The sequence below is a fragment of the Streptomyces sp. NPDC031265 genome, assembly GCF_055570295.1.
Map to the genome: position 1 here is coordinate 196,194 of NZ_JBVIHM010000014.1, position 19,207 is coordinate 215,400.

At 69.5% G+C, this 19,207-nt stretch carries 16 protein-coding genes and 2 pseudogenes; 15 read left to right on the top strand and 3 right to left on the bottom strand.

Annotation, left to right across the window (positions count from 1 at the left end; genetic code table 11):
* The first annotated feature begins 10 nt into the window (after positions 1 to 10).
* From ACZ499_RS22605 to ACZ499_RS22645, 9 genes are all read left to right on the top strand, one after another.
* A complete protein-coding gene (locus tag ACZ499_RS22605) occupies positions 11 to 1,348 on the top strand; it encodes an L-fuconate dehydratase (protein WP_468677380.1) in 1,338 nt (445 codons plus the stop codon).
* Positions 1,345 to 2,103 carry an SDR family NAD(P)-dependent oxidoreductase gene (locus ACZ499_RS22610; RefSeq protein WP_468677382.1) on the top strand — a complete coding sequence of 253 codons (759 nt, stop codon included), beginning with the start codon at positions 1,345 to 1,347 and terminating at the stop codon, positions 2,101 to 2,103. The genes ACZ499_RS22605 and ACZ499_RS22610 overlap by 4 nt, the downstream gene beginning before the upstream one ends.
* On the top strand, positions 2,100 to 3,128 hold the full coding sequence (locus tag ACZ499_RS22615) for an aldo/keto reductase (RefSeq protein WP_468677384.1): 1,029 nt from the start codon (positions 2,100 to 2,102) through the stop codon (positions 3,126 to 3,128). Before ACZ499_RS22610 ends, ACZ499_RS22615 begins: the two co-directional genes overlap by 4 nt.
* Positions 3,125 to 3,436 carry an L-rhamnose mutarotase gene (locus ACZ499_RS22620; RefSeq protein WP_468677385.1) on the top strand — a complete coding sequence of 104 codons (312 nt, stop codon included), beginning with the start codon at positions 3,125 to 3,127 and terminating at the stop codon, positions 3,434 to 3,436. Before ACZ499_RS22615 ends, ACZ499_RS22620 begins: the two co-directional genes overlap by 4 nt.
* The gene (locus tag ACZ499_RS22625; protein ID WP_468677387.1) at positions 3,433 to 4,341 is read left to right on the top strand and encodes an amidohydrolase family protein; all 909 of its coding nucleotides are present in this window, start codon (positions 3,433 to 3,435) and stop codon (positions 4,339 to 4,341) included. Before ACZ499_RS22620 ends, ACZ499_RS22625 begins: the two co-directional genes overlap by 4 nt.
* Positions 4,332 to 5,072 (top strand): (Fe-S)-binding protein, encoded by a 741-nt coding sequence (locus ACZ499_RS22630; RefSeq protein WP_468677389.1) that lies wholly within the window; start codon positions 4,332 to 4,334, stop codon positions 5,070 to 5,072. Before ACZ499_RS22625 ends, ACZ499_RS22630 begins: the two co-directional genes overlap by 10 nt.
* Positions 5,069 to 6,568 (top strand): LutB/LldF family L-lactate oxidation iron-sulfur protein, encoded by a 1,500-nt coding sequence (locus ACZ499_RS22635; protein ID WP_468677391.1) that lies wholly within the window; start codon positions 5,069 to 5,071, stop codon positions 6,566 to 6,568. The genes ACZ499_RS22630 and ACZ499_RS22635 overlap by 4 nt, the downstream gene beginning before the upstream one ends.
* Positions 6,565 to 7,200, top strand: coding sequence for a LutC/YkgG family protein (locus tag ACZ499_RS22640; protein WP_468677393.1), 636 nt, complete (start codon positions 6,565 to 6,567; stop codon positions 7,198 to 7,200). The genes ACZ499_RS22635 and ACZ499_RS22640 overlap by 4 nt, the downstream gene beginning before the upstream one ends.
* Before the next feature lie 329 nt (positions 7,201 to 7,529).
* Positions 7,530 to 9,296 carry an alpha-L-fucosidase gene (locus ACZ499_RS22645; protein ID WP_468677395.1) on the top strand — a complete coding sequence of 589 codons (1,767 nt, stop codon included), beginning with the start codon at positions 7,530 to 7,532 and terminating at the stop codon, positions 9,294 to 9,296.
* Between the two features lie 489 nt (positions 9,297 to 9,785).
* Here the strand turns inward: ACZ499_RS22645 and ACZ499_RS22650 are convergent, their stop codons facing one another.
* Entirely contained in the window at positions 9,786 to 9,935 is a 150-nt protein-coding gene (locus ACZ499_RS22650; protein ID WP_468677433.1) for a hypothetical protein, read from the bottom strand.
* Between the two features lie 19 nt (positions 9,936 to 9,954).
* Here ACZ499_RS22650 and ACZ499_RS22655 point away from each other — a divergent pair, with 19 nt between their 5' ends.
* On the top strand, positions 9,955 to 10,560 hold the full coding sequence (locus tag ACZ499_RS22655; protein WP_468677429.1) for an expansin EXLX1 family cellulose-binding protein: 606 nt from the start codon (positions 9,955 to 9,957) through the stop codon (positions 10,558 to 10,560).
* A gap of 192 nt (positions 10,561 to 10,752) precedes the next feature.
* Here ACZ499_RS22655 and ACZ499_RS22660 read toward each other — a convergent pair.
* Positions 10,753 to 10,954, bottom strand: a pseudogene (locus ACZ499_RS22660) (cellulose binding domain-containing protein); the annotation flags it as partial.
* Positions 10,955 to 11,158: 204 nt separating this feature from the next.
* Positions 11,159 to 13,105, bottom strand: coding sequence for an RICIN domain-containing protein (locus ACZ499_RS22665; protein WP_468677397.1), 1,947 nt, complete (start codon positions 13,103 to 13,105; stop codon positions 11,159 to 11,161).
* Between the two features lie 1,134 nt (positions 13,106 to 14,239).
* Here ACZ499_RS22665 and ACZ499_RS22670 point away from each other — a divergent pair.
* From ACZ499_RS22670 to ACZ499_RS22690, 5 genes and pseudogenes are all read left to right on the top strand, one after another.
* Positions 14,240 to 14,470: pseudogene (locus ACZ499_RS22670) on the top strand (SGNH/GDSL hydrolase family protein); the annotation flags it as partial.
* 658 nt (positions 14,471 to 15,128) lie between these two features.
* On the top strand, positions 15,129 to 15,578 hold the full coding sequence (locus tag ACZ499_RS22675) for a hypothetical protein (protein WP_468677399.1): 450 nt from the start codon (positions 15,129 to 15,131) through the stop codon (positions 15,576 to 15,578).
* Between the two features lie 144 nt (positions 15,579 to 15,722).
* Complete coding sequence (locus ACZ499_RS22680; RefSeq protein WP_468677431.1) at positions 15,723 to 17,228, top strand: GMC family oxidoreductase; 1,506 nt, start codon at positions 15,723 to 15,725, stop codon at positions 17,226 to 17,228.
* Positions 17,229 to 17,336: 108 nt separating this feature from the next.
* The gene (locus tag ACZ499_RS22685; protein ID WP_468677401.1) at positions 17,337 to 18,155 is read left to right on the top strand and encodes an inositol monophosphatase family protein; all 819 of its coding nucleotides are present in this window, start codon (positions 17,337 to 17,339) and stop codon (positions 18,153 to 18,155) included.
* A gap of 44 nt (positions 18,156 to 18,199) precedes the next feature.
* Positions 18,200 to 18,796, top strand: a complete 597-nt coding sequence (locus ACZ499_RS22690) for an NADPH-dependent F420 reductase (RefSeq protein WP_468677403.1) — start codon at positions 18,200 to 18,202, stop codon at positions 18,794 to 18,796.
* The last annotated feature ends 411 nt before the right edge of the window (positions 18,797 to 19,207 follow it).

Below are 19,207 nucleotides of genomic sequence, written 5' to 3' on the forward strand. Positions count from 1 at the left end.
CAGCACCCCCTTGACTACAACCTCCGCCCGGATCACCGCGGTCGACACCTACGACGTCCGCTTCCCCACCTCGCGGGAACTGGACGGCTCCGACGCGATGAACCCGGATCCCGACTACTCCGCCGCCTATGTCGTGCTGCGCACCGACGCCGGCGACGGACACGAAGGCCACGGCTTCACTTTCACCATCGGACGCGGCAACGACGTCCAGGTCGCCGCGATCGACGCACTGCGGTCCCATCTCGTGGGCCGTGTCGTCCAGGAGCTGTGCGCCGACCCCGGCTCGCTCAGCCGCGACCTGATCGGCGACAGTCAGCTGCGCTGGCTCGGCCCCGAGAAGGGCGTGATGCACATGGCGATCGGTGCCGTGGTCAACGCCGCGTGGGACCTGGCCGCCAAACGGGAGGGCAAGCCGCTGTGGCAGTTGCTCGCCCACGCCTCCCCGGAGTGGCTGGTCTCCCAGGTCGACTTCCGCTACATCGCCGACGCCCTCACCCCCGAGGACGCCCTCACCCTCCTGCGCGAGGGCCGGACGGGTCTTGCGGAGCGTGAGGCGGTCCTGCTGGAGCGTGGCTACCCCGGCTACACCACCTCCCCGGGCTGGCTCGGCTACTCCGACGACAAGCTCACCCGGCTGGCCAAGCAGGCCGTCGCCGACGGCTTCACCCAGATCAAGCTCAAGGTCGGCGCCGACGTCGGCGACGACATCCGGCGGCTGCGCACCGCCCGTGCCGCCGTCGGCGACGACATCCGCATCGCCATCGACGCCAACCAGCGATGGAACGTGGACGAGGCGATCGACTGGACCAACGCGCTCGCCGAGTTCGACCCGTACTGGATCGAGGAGCCCACCAGCCCCGACGACATCCTCGGACACGCCGCCGTACGGCGGGCTGTCGCCCCCGTGAAGGTCGCCACGGGTGAGCACGTCCAGAACCGCATCGTCTTCAAGCAGCTCCTCCAGGCCGGCGCCATCGACGTCCTGCAGATCGACGCGGCCAGGGTCGGCGGGGTCAACGAGAACCTCGCGATCCTGCTGCTCGCCGCGAAGTTCGGGGTGCCGGTCTGCCCGCACGCCGGCGGAGTGGGGCTGTGCGAGCTGGTGCAGCACCTGTCGATGTTCGACTACCTGGCGCTGTCCGGCACCACCGAGAATCGCATGATCGAGTACGTCGACCACCTCCACCAGCACTTCACCGCACCCGTGGTCATCCGCGACGGCCACTACACCGCGCCGCTGACCGCGGGCTTCTCCGCCACCATGCACCCCGAGTCCCTCGCCGAATACCGTTACCCGGACGGCACCTTCTGGGCCGCCGACCTGGCTGGACAGGAGGAGGTGGCATGACCGGTCTGTCAGGCCTCAGGGCCGTCGTCACCGGGGGCGCGTCCGGCATCGGGCTCGCCACGGCTCGCGCACTGGCGGCGCAGGGCGCGGCGGTCGCCGTGCTCGACCTGGATCCGGGCGGCGTCAGCGAGCCGCTGCTCGGCCTCCAGGCCGACGTCAGCGACGACGTCTCCGTGCGCGCCGCCGTGGAACAGGCTGCCGAGCGGCTCGGCGGCATCGACATCCTCGTCAACAACGCGGGCATCGGCGCGGCGGGCACCGTGGAGGACAACCCCGACGACCAATGGCACCGGGTCCTGGACGTCAACGTCCTCGGCATGGTCCGCACGACCCGCGCCGCCCTGCCCCACCTGCGCCGGTCCGCGCACGCCTCCGTGGTCAACACCTGCTCCATCGCCGCCACCGCGGGACTACCGCAGCGGGCCCTGTACTCCGCCAGCAAGGGCGCCGTGCTGTCCCTCACCCTGGCCATGGCCGCCGACCACGTCCGCGAGGGCATCCGCGTCAACTGCGTGAACCCCGGCACCGCCGACACACCCTGGGTGGCCCGGCTACTGGACGCTGCCGACGACCCCGAGGCCGAGCGTGCCGCCCTCAACGCCCGCCAGCCCATGGGACGTCTGGTCACCGCCGACGAGGTCGCGGCCGCCATTGTCTACCTGGCCGGTCCGGCCGCGGCGTCCGTCACCGGCACCGCGCTCGCGGTGGACGGCGGCATGCAGGGACTGCGGCTGCGCCCGGTGGACCGGTCGTGAGGACCACCACGCTGGGCGGCAGCACGGTACCGGTCTCGGAACTGGCGCTGGGCTGTGCCGCCCTCGGCAACCTCTTCGACCCGGTCACCGACGAGGCCGCCCACGCCACGGTGGAGGCGGCCTGGGACGTCGGCGTCCGCACCTTCGACACCGCGCCCCACTACGGGCTCGGCCTGTCGGAACGGCGGCTCGGCGCCGCGCTGCGCCACCGCCCCCGCGACACCTACACCCTCTCCACCAAGGTGGGCCGGCTTCTCGTGCCGCATCCGGGGGGCGGCGCCGGCGACGACCTCGCGAACGGCTTCGCCGTCCCGGCCACCCACCGCAGGGTCTGGGACTTCAGCGCCGACGGAGTGCTGCGCTCCCTGGAGGCCAGCCTGGAACGCCTCGGCCTCGATCACGTCGACGTGGCCCTGCTGCACGACCCCGACGACCACGCCGACCAGGCGCTGGACGAGGCGTACCCGGCGCTGGAGCGGCTGCGTACCGAAGGCGTGATCGGAGCGATCGGCATCGGGATGAACCAGTCCGCGCTGCCCGCCAGGTTCGTGCGCGAGACCGACATCGACGTGGTGCTGCTGGCCGGCCGCTACACCCTCCTGGAACAGGACGGACTCACCGAACTGCTCCCCGAGGCGGCCGCCCGCGGGCGGAGCGTGGTCATCGGCGGGGTGTTCAACTCCGGGCTGCTCACGGCCCCCCGGCCCGGCGCCACATACGACTACGCACCCGCTCCGCAGCCGGTCATCGATCGTGCGCTGCGGCTGCTCGCGGTCTGCGAACGCCATGGCGTGCCGCTGCGTGCCGCCGCGCTGCGCTTCCCGTTCGGCCATCGCGCGGTCGCGAGCGTCCTGACCGGCGCGCGCACTCCCGAGGAGGTGCGCGACACGGTGGAGCAGTTGCGGCGCCCGATTCCGGACGCCCTGTGGGACGAACTGCGCGCCGAGGGCCTGCTCGACCCGGACACCCCCGTCCCCGCCGCCACCCCTATCGGGGAAGCCATGCCGCCTAAGGAGCCGTCATGAAGGTCGCGCTGCACACCAAGGTCCGTGCCGACCGCATAGAGGAGTACGAGGCCGCGCACCGGGAGGTGCCCGAGGAACTCACCGCCGCCATCCGCGCCGCGGGGGTGAGTGACTGGACGATCTGGCGCAGCGGCACGGACCTCTTCCATGTGCTGGAGGTCGAGGACTACCAGGTGATGATCGCCGAACTCGACAAGCTGCCCGTCAACATCGCCTGGCAGGCCCGGATGGCCGACCTGCTCGACGTCGTCCACGACTATTCCGCGCAGGGCGCGGACGCCTCGCTGCCGGTGGTGTGGGAACTGTGACCGGAGCGGAAACCGGGCCCGGCATCGTGGACGCCCACCACCATGTGTGGGACCTGTCCGTCCGCGACCAGGACTGGATCAGCGGAGGCCAACTCGCTCCGCTGCGACGCGACTTCACCCTCGCGGACCTGGCGCCGGAGGCCCGCGCGGCCGGTGTCACCGCCACGGTGCTGGTGCAGACGATCACCGTGCCGGAGGAGACCCCGGAGTTCCTGGCCCTGGCCGCCGACAGCGACCTGGTCGCCGGGGTCGTCGGCTGGACCGACCTGACCGCCCGCGACGTCGCCGAGACCCTGGCGGGGCTGCGGGCGGGCCCCGGAGGGGAGCGCCTGGTGGGCATCCGCCACCAGGTGCAGGGCGAGCCGGACCCGCGCTGGCTCGTACGCCCCGAGGTACTGCGCGGCCTTTCGGCGGTCGCCGAGGCGGGACTCGTCTACGACCTCGTGGTGAAGCCCCACCAACTCGCGGCGGCCGTCGAGGCCGCGGAGCGCTTGCCCGGCCTCACCTTCGTCCTCGACCACCTCGGCAAGCCGCCCATCGCGTCCGGCGAACTCGGCCCCTGGGCGCAGCAGATCCGGCGCCTCGCCGCCCTCCCCAACACCGTCTGCAAACTCTCCGGCATGGTCACCGAAGCCGACTGGGGCTCGTGGACCATCGCGGCCCTCGTGCCGTACGCCGACACCGTGCTCGACGCCTTCGGACCCGGGCGGCTGATGTTCGGCTCGGACTGGCCCGTCTGCCGGCTCGCCGCCACGTACGCCGAGGTGATCGCCGTCGCACGCGAGCTGACGGCCGGGCTCGGCCCGGCCGAGCGCCATGACGTCTTCACCGGTACGGCCGTGCGCACCTACGACCTGTCCGTCACCGCACGGCCGGCCCCGCCTCAGGAAACCCCATGCGCATAGCCCTGTTCATCACCTGCTTCAACGACACGATGTTCCCGCGCACCGGTCGCGCGGTGACCGAACTGCTGGAACGTCTCGGCCACACCGTGGAGTTCCCACAGGGCCAGACCTGCTGCGGCCAGATGCACTTCAACACCGGTTACCGCCCCGAGACCCTGCCCATGGTCCGCCGCTTCGCCGAGGTCTTCGCGGGATACGACGCCGTCGTCGCCCCCTCCGGGTCCTGCGCGGGCATGGTGCGCGACCACCACCGCGTGGTGGCCGCCCAGTACGGGGACTCCGTCCTCGCCGAGGCGGTCGAGCAGGTGGTGCCGACGGTGTACGAGCTGTCGGAACTGCTCGTCGACGTTCTCGGCGTCACCGACGTCGGCGCCTACTTCCCCCACCGCGTGACCTATCACCCGACCTGCCACTCGCTGCGCATGCTCCGCGTCGGCGACCGCCCGCTCACGCTGCTGCGCGCCGTGAAGGGCATCGACCTCGTCGAACTGCCCGACGCGGAGTCCTGCTGCGGCTTCGGCGGCACCTTCGCCCTGAAGAACTCCGACGTGTCCAACGCGATGCTGGCCGACAAGATGCGCCATGTGCAGGACACCGGCGCCGAGATCCTGTGCGCGGGCGACAACTCCTGCCTCACCCACATCGGCGGCGGCCTGTCCCGGCTCCGTACCGGTGTCGGCACGATGCACCTGGCCGAGATCCTGGCCTCCACGGAAGGGGACGTACGGTGAGCGGTGCTGACAATGTCGTATGGCTGGGCACCCCGGCCTTCCCCGAGGCGGCGCGCATCGCGCTCGCCGACACCCGGCTGCGCACGAACCTGCGCCGAGCGACCGGCACCATCCGGGACAAGCGGCTGGCGGTCGCCGCCGAACTGGAGGACTGGGAGGAACTGCGGGAGACGGCCGCCGCGGTCAAACGCCGCACCCTCCGCCACCTCGACCACCACCTGCTGCGCCTGGAGGAGACGGTGACCGCCGCGGGCGGAGTGGTCCACTGGGCGGCGGACGCCGACGAGGCCAACCGCATCGTGACCGCCCTGGTGAAGGCGACCGGCGAGGACGAGGTCGTCAAGGTCAAGTCGATGGCGACCCAGGAGATCGGCCTCAACGAGGCACTCGCGGACGCGGGCATCCGTGCCTACGAGACCGATCTCGCGGAACTCATCGTGCAGCTGGGCGGCGACCGCCCGTCGCACATCCTCGTGCCCGCCATCCACCGGGGCCGCTCCGAGATCCGGGAGATCTTCCGCCGGGAGATGGGGGAGTGGGGCAGGCCCGCCCCCGAGGACCTCACCGACGAGCCCCGCGACCTCGCCGAGGCGGCCCGGCTCCACCTGCGGGAGAAGTTCCTGCGGGCCAAGGTCGCCGTCTCCGGCGCCAACTTCGCGGCCGCCGACACCGGAACGGTGGCGGTGGTGGAGTCGGAGGGCAACGGTCGGATGTGCCTGACCCTGCCGGAGACCCTGATCACCGTCATGGGCATCGAGAAGGTCCTGCCGTCCTTCGCCGACCTGGACGTGTTCCTCCAGCTCCTGCCCCGCTCGTCGACCGGCGAGCGGATGAACCCGTACACCTCGCTGTGGACCGGCGTCACCGAGGGCGACGGTCCCCGGAACTTCCACCTGGTGCTGCTCGACAACGGCCGCACCGCCACTCTCGCCGACGAGGTGGGCCGCCAGGCTCTCGCCTGCATCCGCTGCTCGGCATGCCTCAATGTCTGCCCGGTGTACGAGCGCACGGGGGGCCATGCCTACGGTTCGGTCTACCCGGGGCCGATCGGCGCCGTCCTGACCCCGCAGCTCGTCGGCATCGAGAACGCGGCTTCGCTGCCCTTCGCCTCGACCCTGTGCGGCGCCTGTTACGACGCCTGCCCCGTGAAGATCAACATCCCCGAGGTGCTGGTCCATCTGCGCGCCGAGGCTGTGGAGGCCAAACGCCGGGACCGGCTGCTCCCCACAACCGAGGCACTCGCGATGAAGGCCGCGGGTGCCGTCCTGGGCTCACCGCGGCGGCTGGCCGCCGTACAGCGGCTGGCCGCCATGGGAGCCCGGCTGGTGGCCCGTGACGGCCGGATCGGAGCCCTGCCCGGTCCGTTCGCCCGCTGGTCCGGCACCCGGGACACCCCGGCGCCGGCCCGTGAGTCCCTGCGCGCCTGGTGGCGCCGTACGCGACCACCCACGAGCGAAGACAGCAGTACGACGGCGCACGGGAAGGGACGACGATGAACGGCCGCGAGGTTGTCCTGAGCGCGATTCGGGGAGCGCTGTCCGGTGTTCCCGGTTCCGAGCGCCCCGACGATGTACCCCATTCGCACGGTCGCCGCGCCGACCACGCGGGACCGGACGTCGTCGGGCTGTTCGTCGAGCGGGCCGCCGAGTACCGCGCCACGGTGGTCCGCGTTCCGGCAGCCGGTGCCGCGGCGGCCGTCGCTCGCGCGCTGGCCCGCACCGGAGCACGGTCCCTGGTGGTGCCGCCCGGGTTTCCCGAGGACCGTGTCCCGGAGGGACCCTGGTCCCTGCTGGGGGATGTCCCGCCGCTGACCGTCGGACAGCTCGACGCGGCGGACGCCGTGGTCACCACCGTCGCCATCGCCATCGCCGTCACCGGCACCGTGACCCTCGACCACGGTCCGGGCCAGGGGCGCCGAGCCCTGACCTTGCTTCCGGACCAGCACATCTGCGTGGTCCGGGCGGACCAGATCGCTCCCGATGTACCCGAGGCACTGCGCCTGCTCGATCCCTACCGCCCGCTGACTCTGATCTCCGGACCCTCGGCCACCAGCGACATCGAACTGGACCGTGTCGAGGGCGTGCACGGGCCCAGGACTCTGGACATCGTCGTGGTGGAGGACGCGTAGCCGAGGGCCACCGAGACCGTCCGGCTCTGCAGCGTGGCCCGGTGGCCGCGCTGTGAAGCCGTGCTCTTTTCTACCTGTGACCAGACCTCGATAGAGATCCCATGTCTTCTGCCTCCGAATTCTAGCGGCGAGGTCGTGAACAGGTAATTTCCCGAATCTCTGTCTTCGCTCTAGACACGGGGTGTGGCTGTGTCTGTTAATACATCCGATGTCCCTGGGAGTTGCTTGAGTCCCGGCCGGACACGAGCCGCCGTACTCCGCCGTCTGTGCGCTGCCGCGGACGAGCAGTCACCGACACCATGTGTCCATCACCCTCCAGGAGCCGCACGATGTCCTCCGCTCCCCTCAGCAGGCGCTCCCTCATCAAGGCCGCAGCCCTCGCCGGCGGTACCGTGGCGTTCGGTCTGCCGCAGGTCCTGTGGCCCGCCACGGCCGAGGCCTACTCCGTCAACTCGAAGCTGGACTGGTGGTACCAGGCCCGGTTCGGGATGTTCATCCACTTCGGGTCCTACTCCTACCTCGGCAAGGGCGAGTGGGAGTTCAGCCAGGGCCACTGGTCCAAGGCCGACTGGCAGAACAATGTGACCAAGCAGTTCAACCCGTCCAGCTTCAACGCCGCCCAGATCGCCGAGTTGGCCAAGAACGCCGGCATGAAGTACCTCGTGATCACCTCCAAGCACCACGAGGGCTACGGGATGTGGGACTCCAATGTCGCGGGCTTCACCGACACCACCGGCACCAAGCAGTACAACCTGCACGACTACAACGGCTTCCAGCCCGACCTGCTGGCCCAGTTGAAGACCGAGTGCACGAACCGGGGCGTCAAGTTCGGGCTCTACTACTCGATCATGGACTGGAACCACCCCTCGCAGGCCTGTCGTCCCGGCAACTACGACTCCTCCATCGACCCGGCGGCCCGCACCGGCTACATCAACGACATGAAGGGCCAGCTGCAGGAACTGCTGGACCGCTACGACCCGGCCGTCCTGTGGTTCGACGGCGACTGGTGCGACTGGTGGGCCAAGTCCGACGGCGAGGACCTGTACAACTGGCTGATGCAGCGCAAGCCCGGCCTCGTCGTCAACGAACGTGTCAAGCGGGACCAGGGCCTTGGCGACTTCGCCTGCCCGGAGCAGACGGTGCCCGCCGCGCCGCTGGACCGGCCGTGGGAGACCTGCGCCACCATGAACGGCAACTGGGGCTACACCGACTGGGCGGAGAACCTCTACCGGCCCGTCAAGGACATCATCCAGGAGATGGTCACCGTCATCTCCCGGGACGGCAACTACCTGCTCAACATCGGCCCCAAGGGCGATGGAACCATGACCCCCGGATCCGTGACCGTTCTGAACGGCCTGGCCTCGTGGATGGCCACCCACAGCGACAGCATCCACGGCACCAGCGGCAGCCCCTTCGCCACCGAGCCGTCCTGGGGCAAGATCACCAAGAAGAACGGCAAGCTCTTCGCCCACGTCTTCAACTGGCCCACGGGCGGCACGCTGCAGATTCCGGCGGTGTACAACACGATCAACCGCGTCTACCTGATGAACAACCCCGGCACCAACCTCAACTACTCGGTCAGCGGCGGGCAGATCAACGTCAGCGTGCCGAGCGCAGCGCCCAACGGGAACGACTCCGTGGTCTGTGTGGAGGTCAACGGCATGCCGGCCGTCCTGGCCAACGGTGTCTACCGGCTGGTCTGCGCCCAGAGCGGCAAGGCTCTCGACAACGCCAACTCCGGCAACGAGGGCAGCCAGGTCATCCAGTGGACCGCCAACGGCGGCACGCCGCAGCAGTGGACGGTCACCGACCAGGGCCACGGCTACTACAAGCTGGTCTGCGTCCGCAGCGGCAAGGCCCTGGACGACAACAACAGCACCTCCGACAGTGGAGTGATGGTGCAGCGGACCGACAACGGAGGTCGTCAGCAGCAGTGGGCCATCACCGCGCTGGGCGGCGGCGCGTACCGGCTCATCAACCGGCACAGCGGAAAGGCGCTGGACAACGCCAACAACGCCGCGGACAACACCCAGGTCATCCAATGGACCCCCAACGGCGGCGCCCCGCAGCAGTGGAACATGACCAAAATCGGCTGAGCGGCCCCCGGGGTGACGCGCCCTGAGCCCGCCACCCCGGCTCACACGGCGCCGACGCGATTTTCCCCGGGCGCGCTCCGCCCAGGCGTCCGGGGCCGGGACTCACACCGGCATCTCCCCAGAGACGCTGACTCCCGCCTGCCACACGCTGCCGGCAGAGGGCGGTGGACGTCACGGAGACCGTGCCCAGCGCTTTCATCCGGCTACTCAGGTGCCGGCCCCCGACCCGACCGGAAAATCGGCGGCAACCTTTTCGCCACCTGCGGCCACTGAGTGTGCAGGACCGACACGCTCTTCGGAACGGATGAACATGCAAGACACACGCCAGGCCGCGCGGCAGCGCAGGCGCAGACGCGGGCTGATGGTGGGTACCACCACGGGGCTGGTCGTCACGGGTCTTCTCGTCTGCCTGGTCATGACGTTGCAACCAGACGGCAAGGAGGATGACGGGCGGGCCCCGGCCACGGCCGCCGCCAACTCCCAGGAGACTCACCCGCCGACATCGCCAGGGAAGAAGTCCTCCGCCGCCTCCCCGTCCGCCGCCTCCCCGTCCCCGTCGGCCGGCGCCACGGCGCCGAAGGCTTCCGCGACCCCGTCGGCGGCGCCGTCATCGGCTTCCCCGCGGAAGGCTCCTGCCACGACCTCCCTGGCCGGGCGGATCCGGCCCAAGGTCACGTACCCGGGGGTCGCCACGGTATACAAGGCCGGGGTCGGGGACGGTGCCTGCTCGTATGGCCCGAGCGGCGACATGATGATCGCGGCGATGAACACCACCGACTACGAGACGTCCAGGGCCTGCGGGGCGTACGTGCGCGTCCGCGCAGCCAACGGCGCCTCCGTCACGGTCCGGATCACCAACGAATGCCCACTGCCCTGTGCACCAGGGCAACTCGACCTCAGCGAACAGGCCTTCGCCAAACTGGCCCCCGTCTCGACCGGCCGGCTCGCGATCACCTGGAGCCTGTTGAGCCCCACCACGTCGGGCACGATCTCGATCCGCTACAAGAACGGATCCAGCCCCTACTGGTGCGGCATTCAGGCAAGCGGCCACCGCAACCCGCTCGCCCGGCTGGAGGTCCGCAGCGGCGGCGGCTGGCGCCGACTGACCCGCACCGACTACAACTACTTTCTCTCCCCCGACGGTAGCGGGTGCGGCGGCGCGATCAGGGTCACCGACGTCTACGGCGAACGACTGACCGTCAACGGGATCGCGTTGCGGCCGGACGTCGCGCAGTCGACGGGGGTGCAGTTCGCACGGCACTGACCCGCCGCCGACAGTGGCCCCCTACGAACCAGTTGTTGACCAGGGTCGGCACGGGCGCGAAGCCCGATCCGAGCACGGCGCCGGCTTCGACGGAGGGAGCGAATCACTGTGGAGCCGGGAGCGCTGTGCGGCCTCCGGGTCCCCACCAGTCGGCGTGGAGGGACCAGGCGGGCTCCGGGGGGTGGACATGTGTCACACGCTGGTGCAGGCGGTGCCGTTCAGGCTGAGGCCGGAGGGCTTGGAGAAGGTGCCGCTGGAGGTGCCCTGGAACCAGAAGGCCGCCTGGCCGCCCGCCGCCACCTCTCCGTTGTGGGCCACGTTGCTCGGTGACTGCTTCTGAGGACCCGGACAGGTTCGCGTTCCAGGCATTGGTGATCTGCTGCCCGGAGGGGAGAAGGTGCGTCTCCGGATTCCAGATGCAGCGGTCACGATCGGCGGCGTGTGCGCTGAACACCGGCTCCGTCGAGGCCGCCTTCCGCATCGTCAACGCCTCGTTGTAAGGCGTCGTCATCAGGTCGGACGAATCGCGGAAATCAGGCACGCGTGCGGGAGCGGGGTGCCCAACGCCCCGCTCCCGCAGAGGAATGGAGGGCCAGGGTCAGGAGTGGATGATCTGCCATTGCTGCCGCGCCTGTGACGCGTAGGGCTGCTGCCCGATGGCGGCTCCGTTGGCGGTGCTGCCCTCGTCGACGGCGAGGGAGAACCCGCTGTAGCGGTTGATCAGGAAGTAGTGCCCGTCACCGGTCGGTGTGACGGCCCACTGCTGCTGGGGGGCGCTGGCGTCTCCCCAGATACCGACGGCGCCGCCGTCCGCGCGGGAGAGACCCGCAACCTCCAGGAGCTTGCCGCTGCCCACACCCTTGATCTTGTAGTAGCCGTCGCCGGTCTTGATGAAGGTCCACTTCTGGTTCGTCTGGTCGAGCAAGGGCCACTGCAGGACCTTGGTGCCGTCGGTGGTGCGCTGGCCCTCCACGTCGGCGGCCTTGCCGCTGTGCCGGGCGACCAGCCGGTAGACGGTTCCGTCGCCGGGCAGTGCGGTGGACACCAGTGCCGGCTTGACCGCCCGGCCGCCGATCCTGACGCCGCTGATGTTGGCGTAGCCGCCGGTGGCCGCGTTGACCTGGATCCGTACGAAGCCCACGTTCCGGTTCGGCCACTCGACCAACTTGGTCTTCTTGTCGCCGGCCCAGGTGCCGCTGGCGACCTGGGTGAAGGTGACGCCGTCGGTGCTGGTCAGGATGGTGTATGAGGTGATGTCGCCGTCGGTGGAGTTGTTGCGGGCCCACTGCTTGGGCAGGTACTCCAGGGTGGAGACGTTGCTCCACACGCCGCCCAGGTCGATGGTGATGGACTGCGGCAGCGACAGGCCGTATGTCGACCAGCAGGTCTCGTAGCGGTTGTCGCTGAGTCCGTCGATGGCGTTGAACGGGCCCTCGCCGGTGTGGAAGCCGGTGGCGTACGCGTTGACCGGTGTGACGGGATGCTCGGCGCGCAGCAGCTGGGTGGGCAGCGGCGGCCTGGAGGCGTTGGGGCTCCAGGCCGCGCCGACCTCGGTGAGCCGGTTGACGACGTTGGTGTCCAGCAGGCCGTTGCGGTTGGGCGGGCAGTTGAGGATGAACGAGGTGTACTTCGGTTCCAGGTCGGCCAGGTGCGAGAGAATCGCGGCCTTGCTCAGGAGGCTCTCGGTCGGGGTGGAGGGGTGCCAGAACCAGCCGTTGCTGATGGTCTGTCCCTGCATTCCGGCGTAGGTGTTGCCCGCTGGCGCCGTGACGCCCAGCGGCTCCTCGAAGAAGACGGCGTCGCTGAGGAAGGGCTCCGACAGTGAGCCGATGTCAAGCATGACGCAGTCCGGCTGCAGCTCCTTCACCAGCGAGCGGATCCGCTGGTAGGAGATGGCCTGCTGCCCCATCTGCCATGCGTAACCGTCGGTCATGAACATGTCGATCGTGCCGTAGTTGGTGAGCAACTCGGTGATCTGATTGAGCACGAAGGTCATGTGGCTGGGTTGGACGGCATCGGTGACTTCGAGCCCGGTCACCTTGTGCCGGCTCTCCCATGCCTCGACGCCGAAGGTGCGGTCCCAGATCGAGTAGTACAACCCGACCTTCAGCCCCTTCGCCCGGAAGGCGTCGCAGTACGCCTGGACGACGTCGTGCTTGTAGGAGCTGTTCGCGACGTTCTGGGTGCCATGGGCGCTCGGCCACAGCGCGAAGCCGTCATGGTGCTTGGTGGTCAGGATGCCGTAACTCATCTTCGCGGCGACCGCCGCGTCGGCCCACTGCGCGCAGTTGACGCTCGGGGGAGCGAAGAGGGTGGGGCTCTGCTTGGGTTCCGCCCACTCCTGGTTCGTGAAGGTGCCCAGGCTGAAGTGGTTGAACATGCCGAACCGCATGTCGACCATCTTGCTCAGGTTGCTCTGTGTGTCCGCGGCGGCCGCCTGCGACAGAAGGCCGGAGAAGCCGGGGATGAGCGGCAGGGCGTTCGCGGCGGTCGCCGCACCCGCCGCGCCGAGAAACGTACGGCGAGTCATTCTTGATGAGGACATGGCCGACTCCTGTGGATCGATGGCATTGCTTGCGGTGACGACGTCCTGGGGCACTCGACGCCGGTCTGGGTGGCGGGGTGCGTGCCGGGCGGCAGATCCCCCCGCCAGGGGAGGAATCGTCTAAGGGCTGTGAATAAGGGCTGTGAAGCGGTGTGCCGCTGGAACCTGGTGGCAGAGCGTGCGCCATGTGGACGGTGCGGAGCCGCCTCGCGCGATGTGGCATCACCCGAGGTGGGCCGCGGCTTGGGCGCGCGGAATCTGGCGATAAGCGGTGTGAGCACGCTAAGTAGGGCGCCCGGCACAAGCGTTACGGCGCGCGCTGGGCATCGGGCCTCCCGTTCCGGAGAGGGGCCCGGACGCAAGGGCGGTGCTCGCCGTCGGTGACCGCCATGCCGAGGAGCCCTTCGCAGGTGGTCGGCTCGGACAAGATCTTCTCCTGGCAGTTCGCAGGACAGCGCACGGTGTCACGAGAGAGGCCTTGCACAGTGCGTCTCGGGTTGAGCAACATCGGATGTATTAACGAGCATCGGTCAGTGGTCTGTCTAGGGGATCGACAGAAATCGCCAGATCAGGCGAAAGAACGCTACTGGCGGGGGCGCTCAAGCTCAGGGTAAGTGACCGAGACATAGGATGTGTTCAATCAATAGGTCGAGTGAATGGGGTGAGACTGGGCCTCCGTGGATGCGACTCCAGGACGTCGGCGCGAGCGACCCCAGGACCGCTGCCACACGCCGCCTGTCCGTAATGCGGTAGCCGCCGGTACCGGGCGGCAGTGGCCCGGGCAGGGTGAGGAGGCGCCTTGACCGCCAACTCGCCTACGGACTGGCCCCAGGGTGGATGTGACTGATACCCGTTGGATGCCCAGCCCGTGGCTCCGGCCCGCAACGGGCCGGTCGGCTGCCGGCCCCAGCCCGCTACCGAGATCACCCCGATACCGAAGCGCCGACCATCACTGGCTGTCCAACCCGGACGACACCCCGATCACCGACCTCGTGCGTCTGGCCAAGTCGGATGACGTATCGAGCATGACGACCGCGAACTCAAGCACAGTTTGGGACTTGACGTCCGAGGGCCACTCCTGGCCGGGCCGCGGACACCGCGTCCGGCCGGTCGGTGGTGAGTGTCAGGTCCGCGCTGCCCGACTCCACGCAGAGCAGTGCCTCGGCCGGCGTCCGGGTGACCGTGAACAACTGGATCCGCACGAGTGGCGCGTTCGACGCGGTCGTCGACTTCGACGCCGTCATACGGGACCCGAACAACCCCGCCCGGATACGTCCGGCCTACGACGCCGGCGACCATCTGCACCCCAACGACGCCGGAATGGAGGCCATGGCGAACGCCGTCGATCTGTCCATACTGCGGTAGACGCGAACAACCCGGCCGGCGGACGCAGTCGGGGCGGATCACGGAGCGCGACAGATGCCTGGACGGCCGACAGCGGCTCAACCAGTGCCGTGTGGTGCTCGGTCTCGCGCCGGAGCCGGGTGGCCTCCGCGGGCTGACGGTCGCGTCAGCCCAACGGCCATACGTGGGGGTGTCTAGAAGAAGCCCAGTCTCTTCGCCGAGTACGACACCAGCAAGTTCTTCGTCTGCTGGTGGTACGGGAGGCAAACCCATGCTGACCAGCGGAAACGTCAGTTGATGCGCCCCCTTGGTCTGGGCTGGTCCGGAGCTGGTCCGGATCTTTGCCCGGGCGCTCCTGGCGTGGGGTGGGCCGGGAAGTTCTGGGAATGATTGCTGGGAGGCTTCCGTCGTCCGCCGCGCGGACAACCGCGCGGCGGACCATCGTCTCGTACCAGCCGGAGCCCCACCACTCGCCGATCGACTCGGTGTGGGAGCCGTGCAGGAGAGCAGGCGGAGGGTGGCTTCCGGGCCGAGGTTCTCGTCGACCTGCTGCCAGAGGTCGATCTCCCGGTGGACGGACGTGAGGATCCGCACCCATCCCCGATGCCACGGGCCCGCCGTGGCCGGAACTGCGGCCGCCCAACGTCCTTGCTGCCGACCCAGGTTCACGCGGCCGTCGGTGGGAAAGGGCGGCTACCTGTGGCAGGGCAAGAAGTCGGTCGGCGTGTACGAGCAGCCTGACCCAGTGCTGTGTGACGCCGACTGTCTCGCCACACGTATGGCGCTGAGGTTCCGAACGAACGTCGCGGAGGTTCAAGTACGCGCCGTGTCCGTATTCCTAAGATTCGACGGCAGAAGGGAAACCCGGGCTGTTCCAGGACGGGTACACACCAAGGACAAGAAACGCGTGAAACAAGAGAAGTCCAGCCGGAAGGCCGTCATCGCAGGCACCGGCGCCGGCATGGACATCCCCAACGGGGTGATCGGCAATGGCCGGACCAGGCGCTCCCAGGCCCGTCGGATCAAGGTGATCGTTTGCCGCCGGGCCACCTCGGTGTCCGTCAGCACCAGCAGCGCGCGCGGCCTGCCTGCGGACAGCCCCGCTCCACTGGAGCCCGCTCGCTGCTGATCAGCCGGTTCCACGCCTTCTGCGCGCCGAGCTCGGACTTCTCGGCCCCATTAGTTCGTGCAAGCAATCAGCTCTTTGATCGTCGAGGAGCCTTTTCCTGAAACCCGGTGGTCGGACAGTGCTGCCGTGGGAAGCGGAGACATGATGGGCAAGAGTCCTTATGACTATGTCGTGGTGGGAGCGGGGACGGCGGGGTGCGTGATTGCCTCCCGGCTTTCGGAACGCCCGGGCGTGCGGGTGTTGTTGCTGGAGGCGGGAGCCCGGGACGCAACCGAGGCGATGGCATCTCCTTGGGGGTTCCTGGGGTTTGACCCGTCATCCCTCTGGCTGGGCGCCTCGACCGTGCAGGCCGGTACAGGCAGGGCCGCTGACGTGCTGCGCGGTAAGGCGCTCGGCGGATCGTCGAGCATCAACGGCCTCTACCACCTGCGGGGGCACCGGTCCGGTTACGACGAATGGCCCGGCCTCGGTGCTCCGGGCTGGGGTTTCGACGATCTGCTGCCTTATTTCCGCCGCAGCGAGAGCACTCGCAGTCGTGATGCCTCCGTGCGGGGCACGGACGGGCCGGTCGCGGTCGCCCCGGTCCCGGAACCCCATCCCCTGGCCACGGCGGGCGTCGACGCCGCAGCGGCGGCTGGGTTCGCACGCGCCGATGACATCGGCAGCGGGCTGGAGACCGGGTTCGGGTGGAGTGACATGAATCTGCCCGGCGGCGCCCGCCAGAGCGCGGCCGACGCCTACATCCGTCCGTTCCTCGACCGGCCGAACCTGGACGTCGTCACGGACGCGACCGTGCAGCGGCTGCGCACCACCGCGGGCCGCTGCACCGGCGTCGAGTACACCATCGGTGGGGAGCACCTGTCCATCGACAGCGCCGAGGTCATATTGACCGCGGGAGCCATCGGTTCCGCGCACCTCCTGATGCTGTCAGGGATCGGCCCGGCCCAACACCTTGAGGAACACGGTATCGACGTCGTCGCCGACCTGCCGGGAGTGGGATCCCATCTGCAGGACCATCCGATGGCGGGCGTGGTGTACGAGGCCGACCAGCCCGTACCGTTCGTTCCTGCCAACCCGCCGGCCGAAATGATGGGCCTGCTGTTCAGCGATCCCGCCGCGGCCCGGCCGGACCTTCAGGTCTACATCGTCGCCGCACCGCTCCCGTCGGCTTGGGGCCAGCCGCCGGCCAACGGCTACTCCATAGCCTTCTCCGCGATGGCTCCGCACAGCAGCGGCACCGTGCGACTGGCGGACGCCCATCCCGCCAGTGTTCCCGTCGTCGACCCGGGCTACCTGAGCGACGACCGTGACCTGGAGGTCATGCGCAAGGGCCTGGCAGTGGCACGCCGCATCGGCGAGGCCGACGCGTTCGCCGACTGGCGCAAGCAGGAAGCGGTGCCGGGCTCCGGGACGAGCGGCGAATCTGTGGACGAGTTCATTCGCAAGGCCACCGGCCCCTACTTCCACTTCACCGGCACCTGCCGCATGGGAACCGACGCCGATGCCGTCGTCGACCCTGCGAACCTTCGCGTGCACGGAATAGCCGGACTGCGTGTCGCCGATGCCTCGGTGATGCCGTCCATCCCCTCGGCCAACACCAACGCGACCGTTTACGCCATCGCCGAACGGGCCGCCGAACTGATCGACTGAGCCTTCTTCCGCGCCCACGGCGCTTCCACAACGCGCTTCATCCCCCCGTCGTCCGTCGAACGCGACCCCGACCGGCCTCATCACCCCTCCTCAGACAGGAGCACCACCATGTCCGAAACGCTTCAGACCACTGACGTCGTCACCTCCGACGCCGACCTGCTCGACCGCACCGCGACCGCCGTGCGCGCCGCCGGTGCGGCGCTGCGCGAGCGTTTCGGCGATGTGGTCCGTTACGAGACCCGTGACGAGCTGATGCGTGCGCTCGCCGTCAACGACGACACGGCCCTGGACATCCTGCGCCCCTGCCTCACGAGCCTGCGCCCGGAGGCCGGCTGGGTGGAGGACGAGCTGGACGGCGGGGCGCTGCCGCCCGGCGAGTGGTGGGTCGTGGATCCGGCCGAGGGCAACGTCAACCACCTGCACGCGCTGCCGGAGTGGGCGGTGACCGCGACCCTCGTGCGTGAGAACCAGCCGGTGCTCACCGCGGTCCACCTGCCGCTGACCGGCGAGACCTACACCGCGCTCACCGGCGCCGGCGCCTACCTCGACGGCCGGCCGCTGCGCGTCTCCCCGACCGCGGACCTCGGCCTGAGCATCGTGGCCACCAGCCAGGCCCGGCCGGACGAGGACGAGAGGGTCGTACGGCGCGTCGGCTCCTCGATCACCGCGATGCTCTTCGACGCGCTCGTCGTCCGCACCGCTGTGCCCGCGACCCTGCACCTGCTGAACGTGGCCGCCGGCCGGATCGACGCCTTCTGGCAGTTCGCCGGCGCCCGAGCGGACCTGCTGCCCGGCGCGCTGCTCGTCACCGAGGCCGGCGGACAGATCTCCGACGCCGAGGGCCGCCCCTGGACCCCGCAGAGCGAGAGCTTCCTGGCCGCCGCGCCCGGCGTCCACGCCGAAGCCGTCGCCACGCTCTCCCGCTGACCCCGCACACCACAACCCGCACCCAACGCAAGGACCAGAACATCATGACCACGATCGCAGTTCTCGGAAACGGCCGCGTCGGCGGCAACCTGGCGAAAGCCCTCACCCTGGCAGGGCACGAGGTGACCGTCGCGGACCGCGCGCCGGGCGCCGCCACCGATGCCGCCCGGGCGGCCCGGATCGTCATCAACGCCACCCCGGGCGCCGGCTCCCTGGAACGTCTCGCCGCCCTGCGCGAAGAGCTGCACGGCAAGATCCTCGTGGACGTCTCCAACGCCACCGTCGACGGACCGGACGGACTGCCCGCCGCCCTGATCTACCCCGGTTCAAGCCTCGCCGAGCAACTCCAGGAAGCGCTCCCCGAAACGCGCGTCGTCAAGACGCTCAACACCATGCTCTTCCCGGTGATGACCGCCCCGGCCACGCTCACCCAGACGCCAACCGCCTTCCTCTCCGGCGAGGAACCGGAGGCCAAGCGGACCGTCCTTGAACTGCTCATCGACCTCGGCTGGCGCAAGGACTGGATCACCGACCTCGGCGGGATCCAGACCGCTCGCGCCACGGAGGCCGCGATACTGTTCGTACCGCACGTCATCCGGTCCATCGGATTCACCCCCTTCGCGATCTCGATCGCCCGCTGACCGTCGAGCCGCGCAACCTGCAGGTGACCGGCGCCGGCACCGGCACGGATGGGTTCCCGGTGGGACACGACCGCGACAGGATGATCTTGGCCGACACGGCTTGGCAGGCCGATCGGCATGGCCCGCAGGCCGGAAGACGCCCGGATTCGGCTGCGGCTCGGTGAGTGACCTACCCGGGCAACTACGAGGTCGTGCTCACGGTCCGTTCCGTCGACACCGGGGCTGTGCACTACGAACTCGGTGCCTCCGGGGCAGCACCTGCCTGGGCGTGGCCGACGCCATCGGCCCACACGGCGAACTGCGCGCCGGCCACTACTGAGGTTTTCGGGTTGTCGTCGGGTAGTGACGCTTGATGATCCCTGCGGTATGCCGGTGAGGTGAGGTATCCAGAGGGTGGGGGCCTGACCGCTG

Bases quoted from the DNA above. Each gene is read 5' to 3' on its own strand.
- ACZ499_RS22610 (WP_468677382.1), top strand. From the start codon at position 1,345: ATGACCGGTCTGTCAGGCCTCAGGGCCGTCGTCACCGGGGGCGCGTCC.
- ACZ499_RS22620 (WP_468677385.1), top strand. From the start codon at position 3,125: ATGAAGGTCGCGCTGCACACCAAGGTCCGTGCCGACCGCATAGAGGAG.
- ACZ499_RS22630 (WP_468677389.1), top strand. From the start codon at position 4,332: ATGCGCATAGCCCTGTTCATCACCTGCTTCAACGACACGATGTTCCCG.
- ACZ499_RS22640 (WP_468677393.1), top strand. From the start codon at position 6,565: ATGAACGGCCGCGAGGTTGTCCTGAGCGCGATTCGGGGAGCGCTGTCC.
- ACZ499_RS22645 (WP_468677395.1), top strand. From the start codon at position 7,530: ATGTCCTCCGCTCCCCTCAGCAGGCGCTCCCTCATCAAGGCCGCAGCC.
- ACZ499_RS22665 (WP_468677397.1), bottom strand. From the start codon at position 13,105: ATGTCCTCATCAAGAATGACTCGCCGTACGTTTCTCGGCGCGGCGGGT.
- ACZ499_RS22680 (WP_468677431.1), top strand. From the start codon at position 15,723: ATGGGCAAGAGTCCTTATGACTATGTCGTGGTGGGAGCGGGGACGGCG.
- ACZ499_RS22685 (WP_468677401.1), top strand. From the start codon at position 17,337: ATGTCCGAAACGCTTCAGACCACTGACGTCGTCACCTCCGACGCCGAC.
- ACZ499_RS22690 (WP_468677403.1), top strand. From the start codon at position 18,200: ATGACCACGATCGCAGTTCTCGGAAACGGCCGCGTCGGCGGCAACCTG.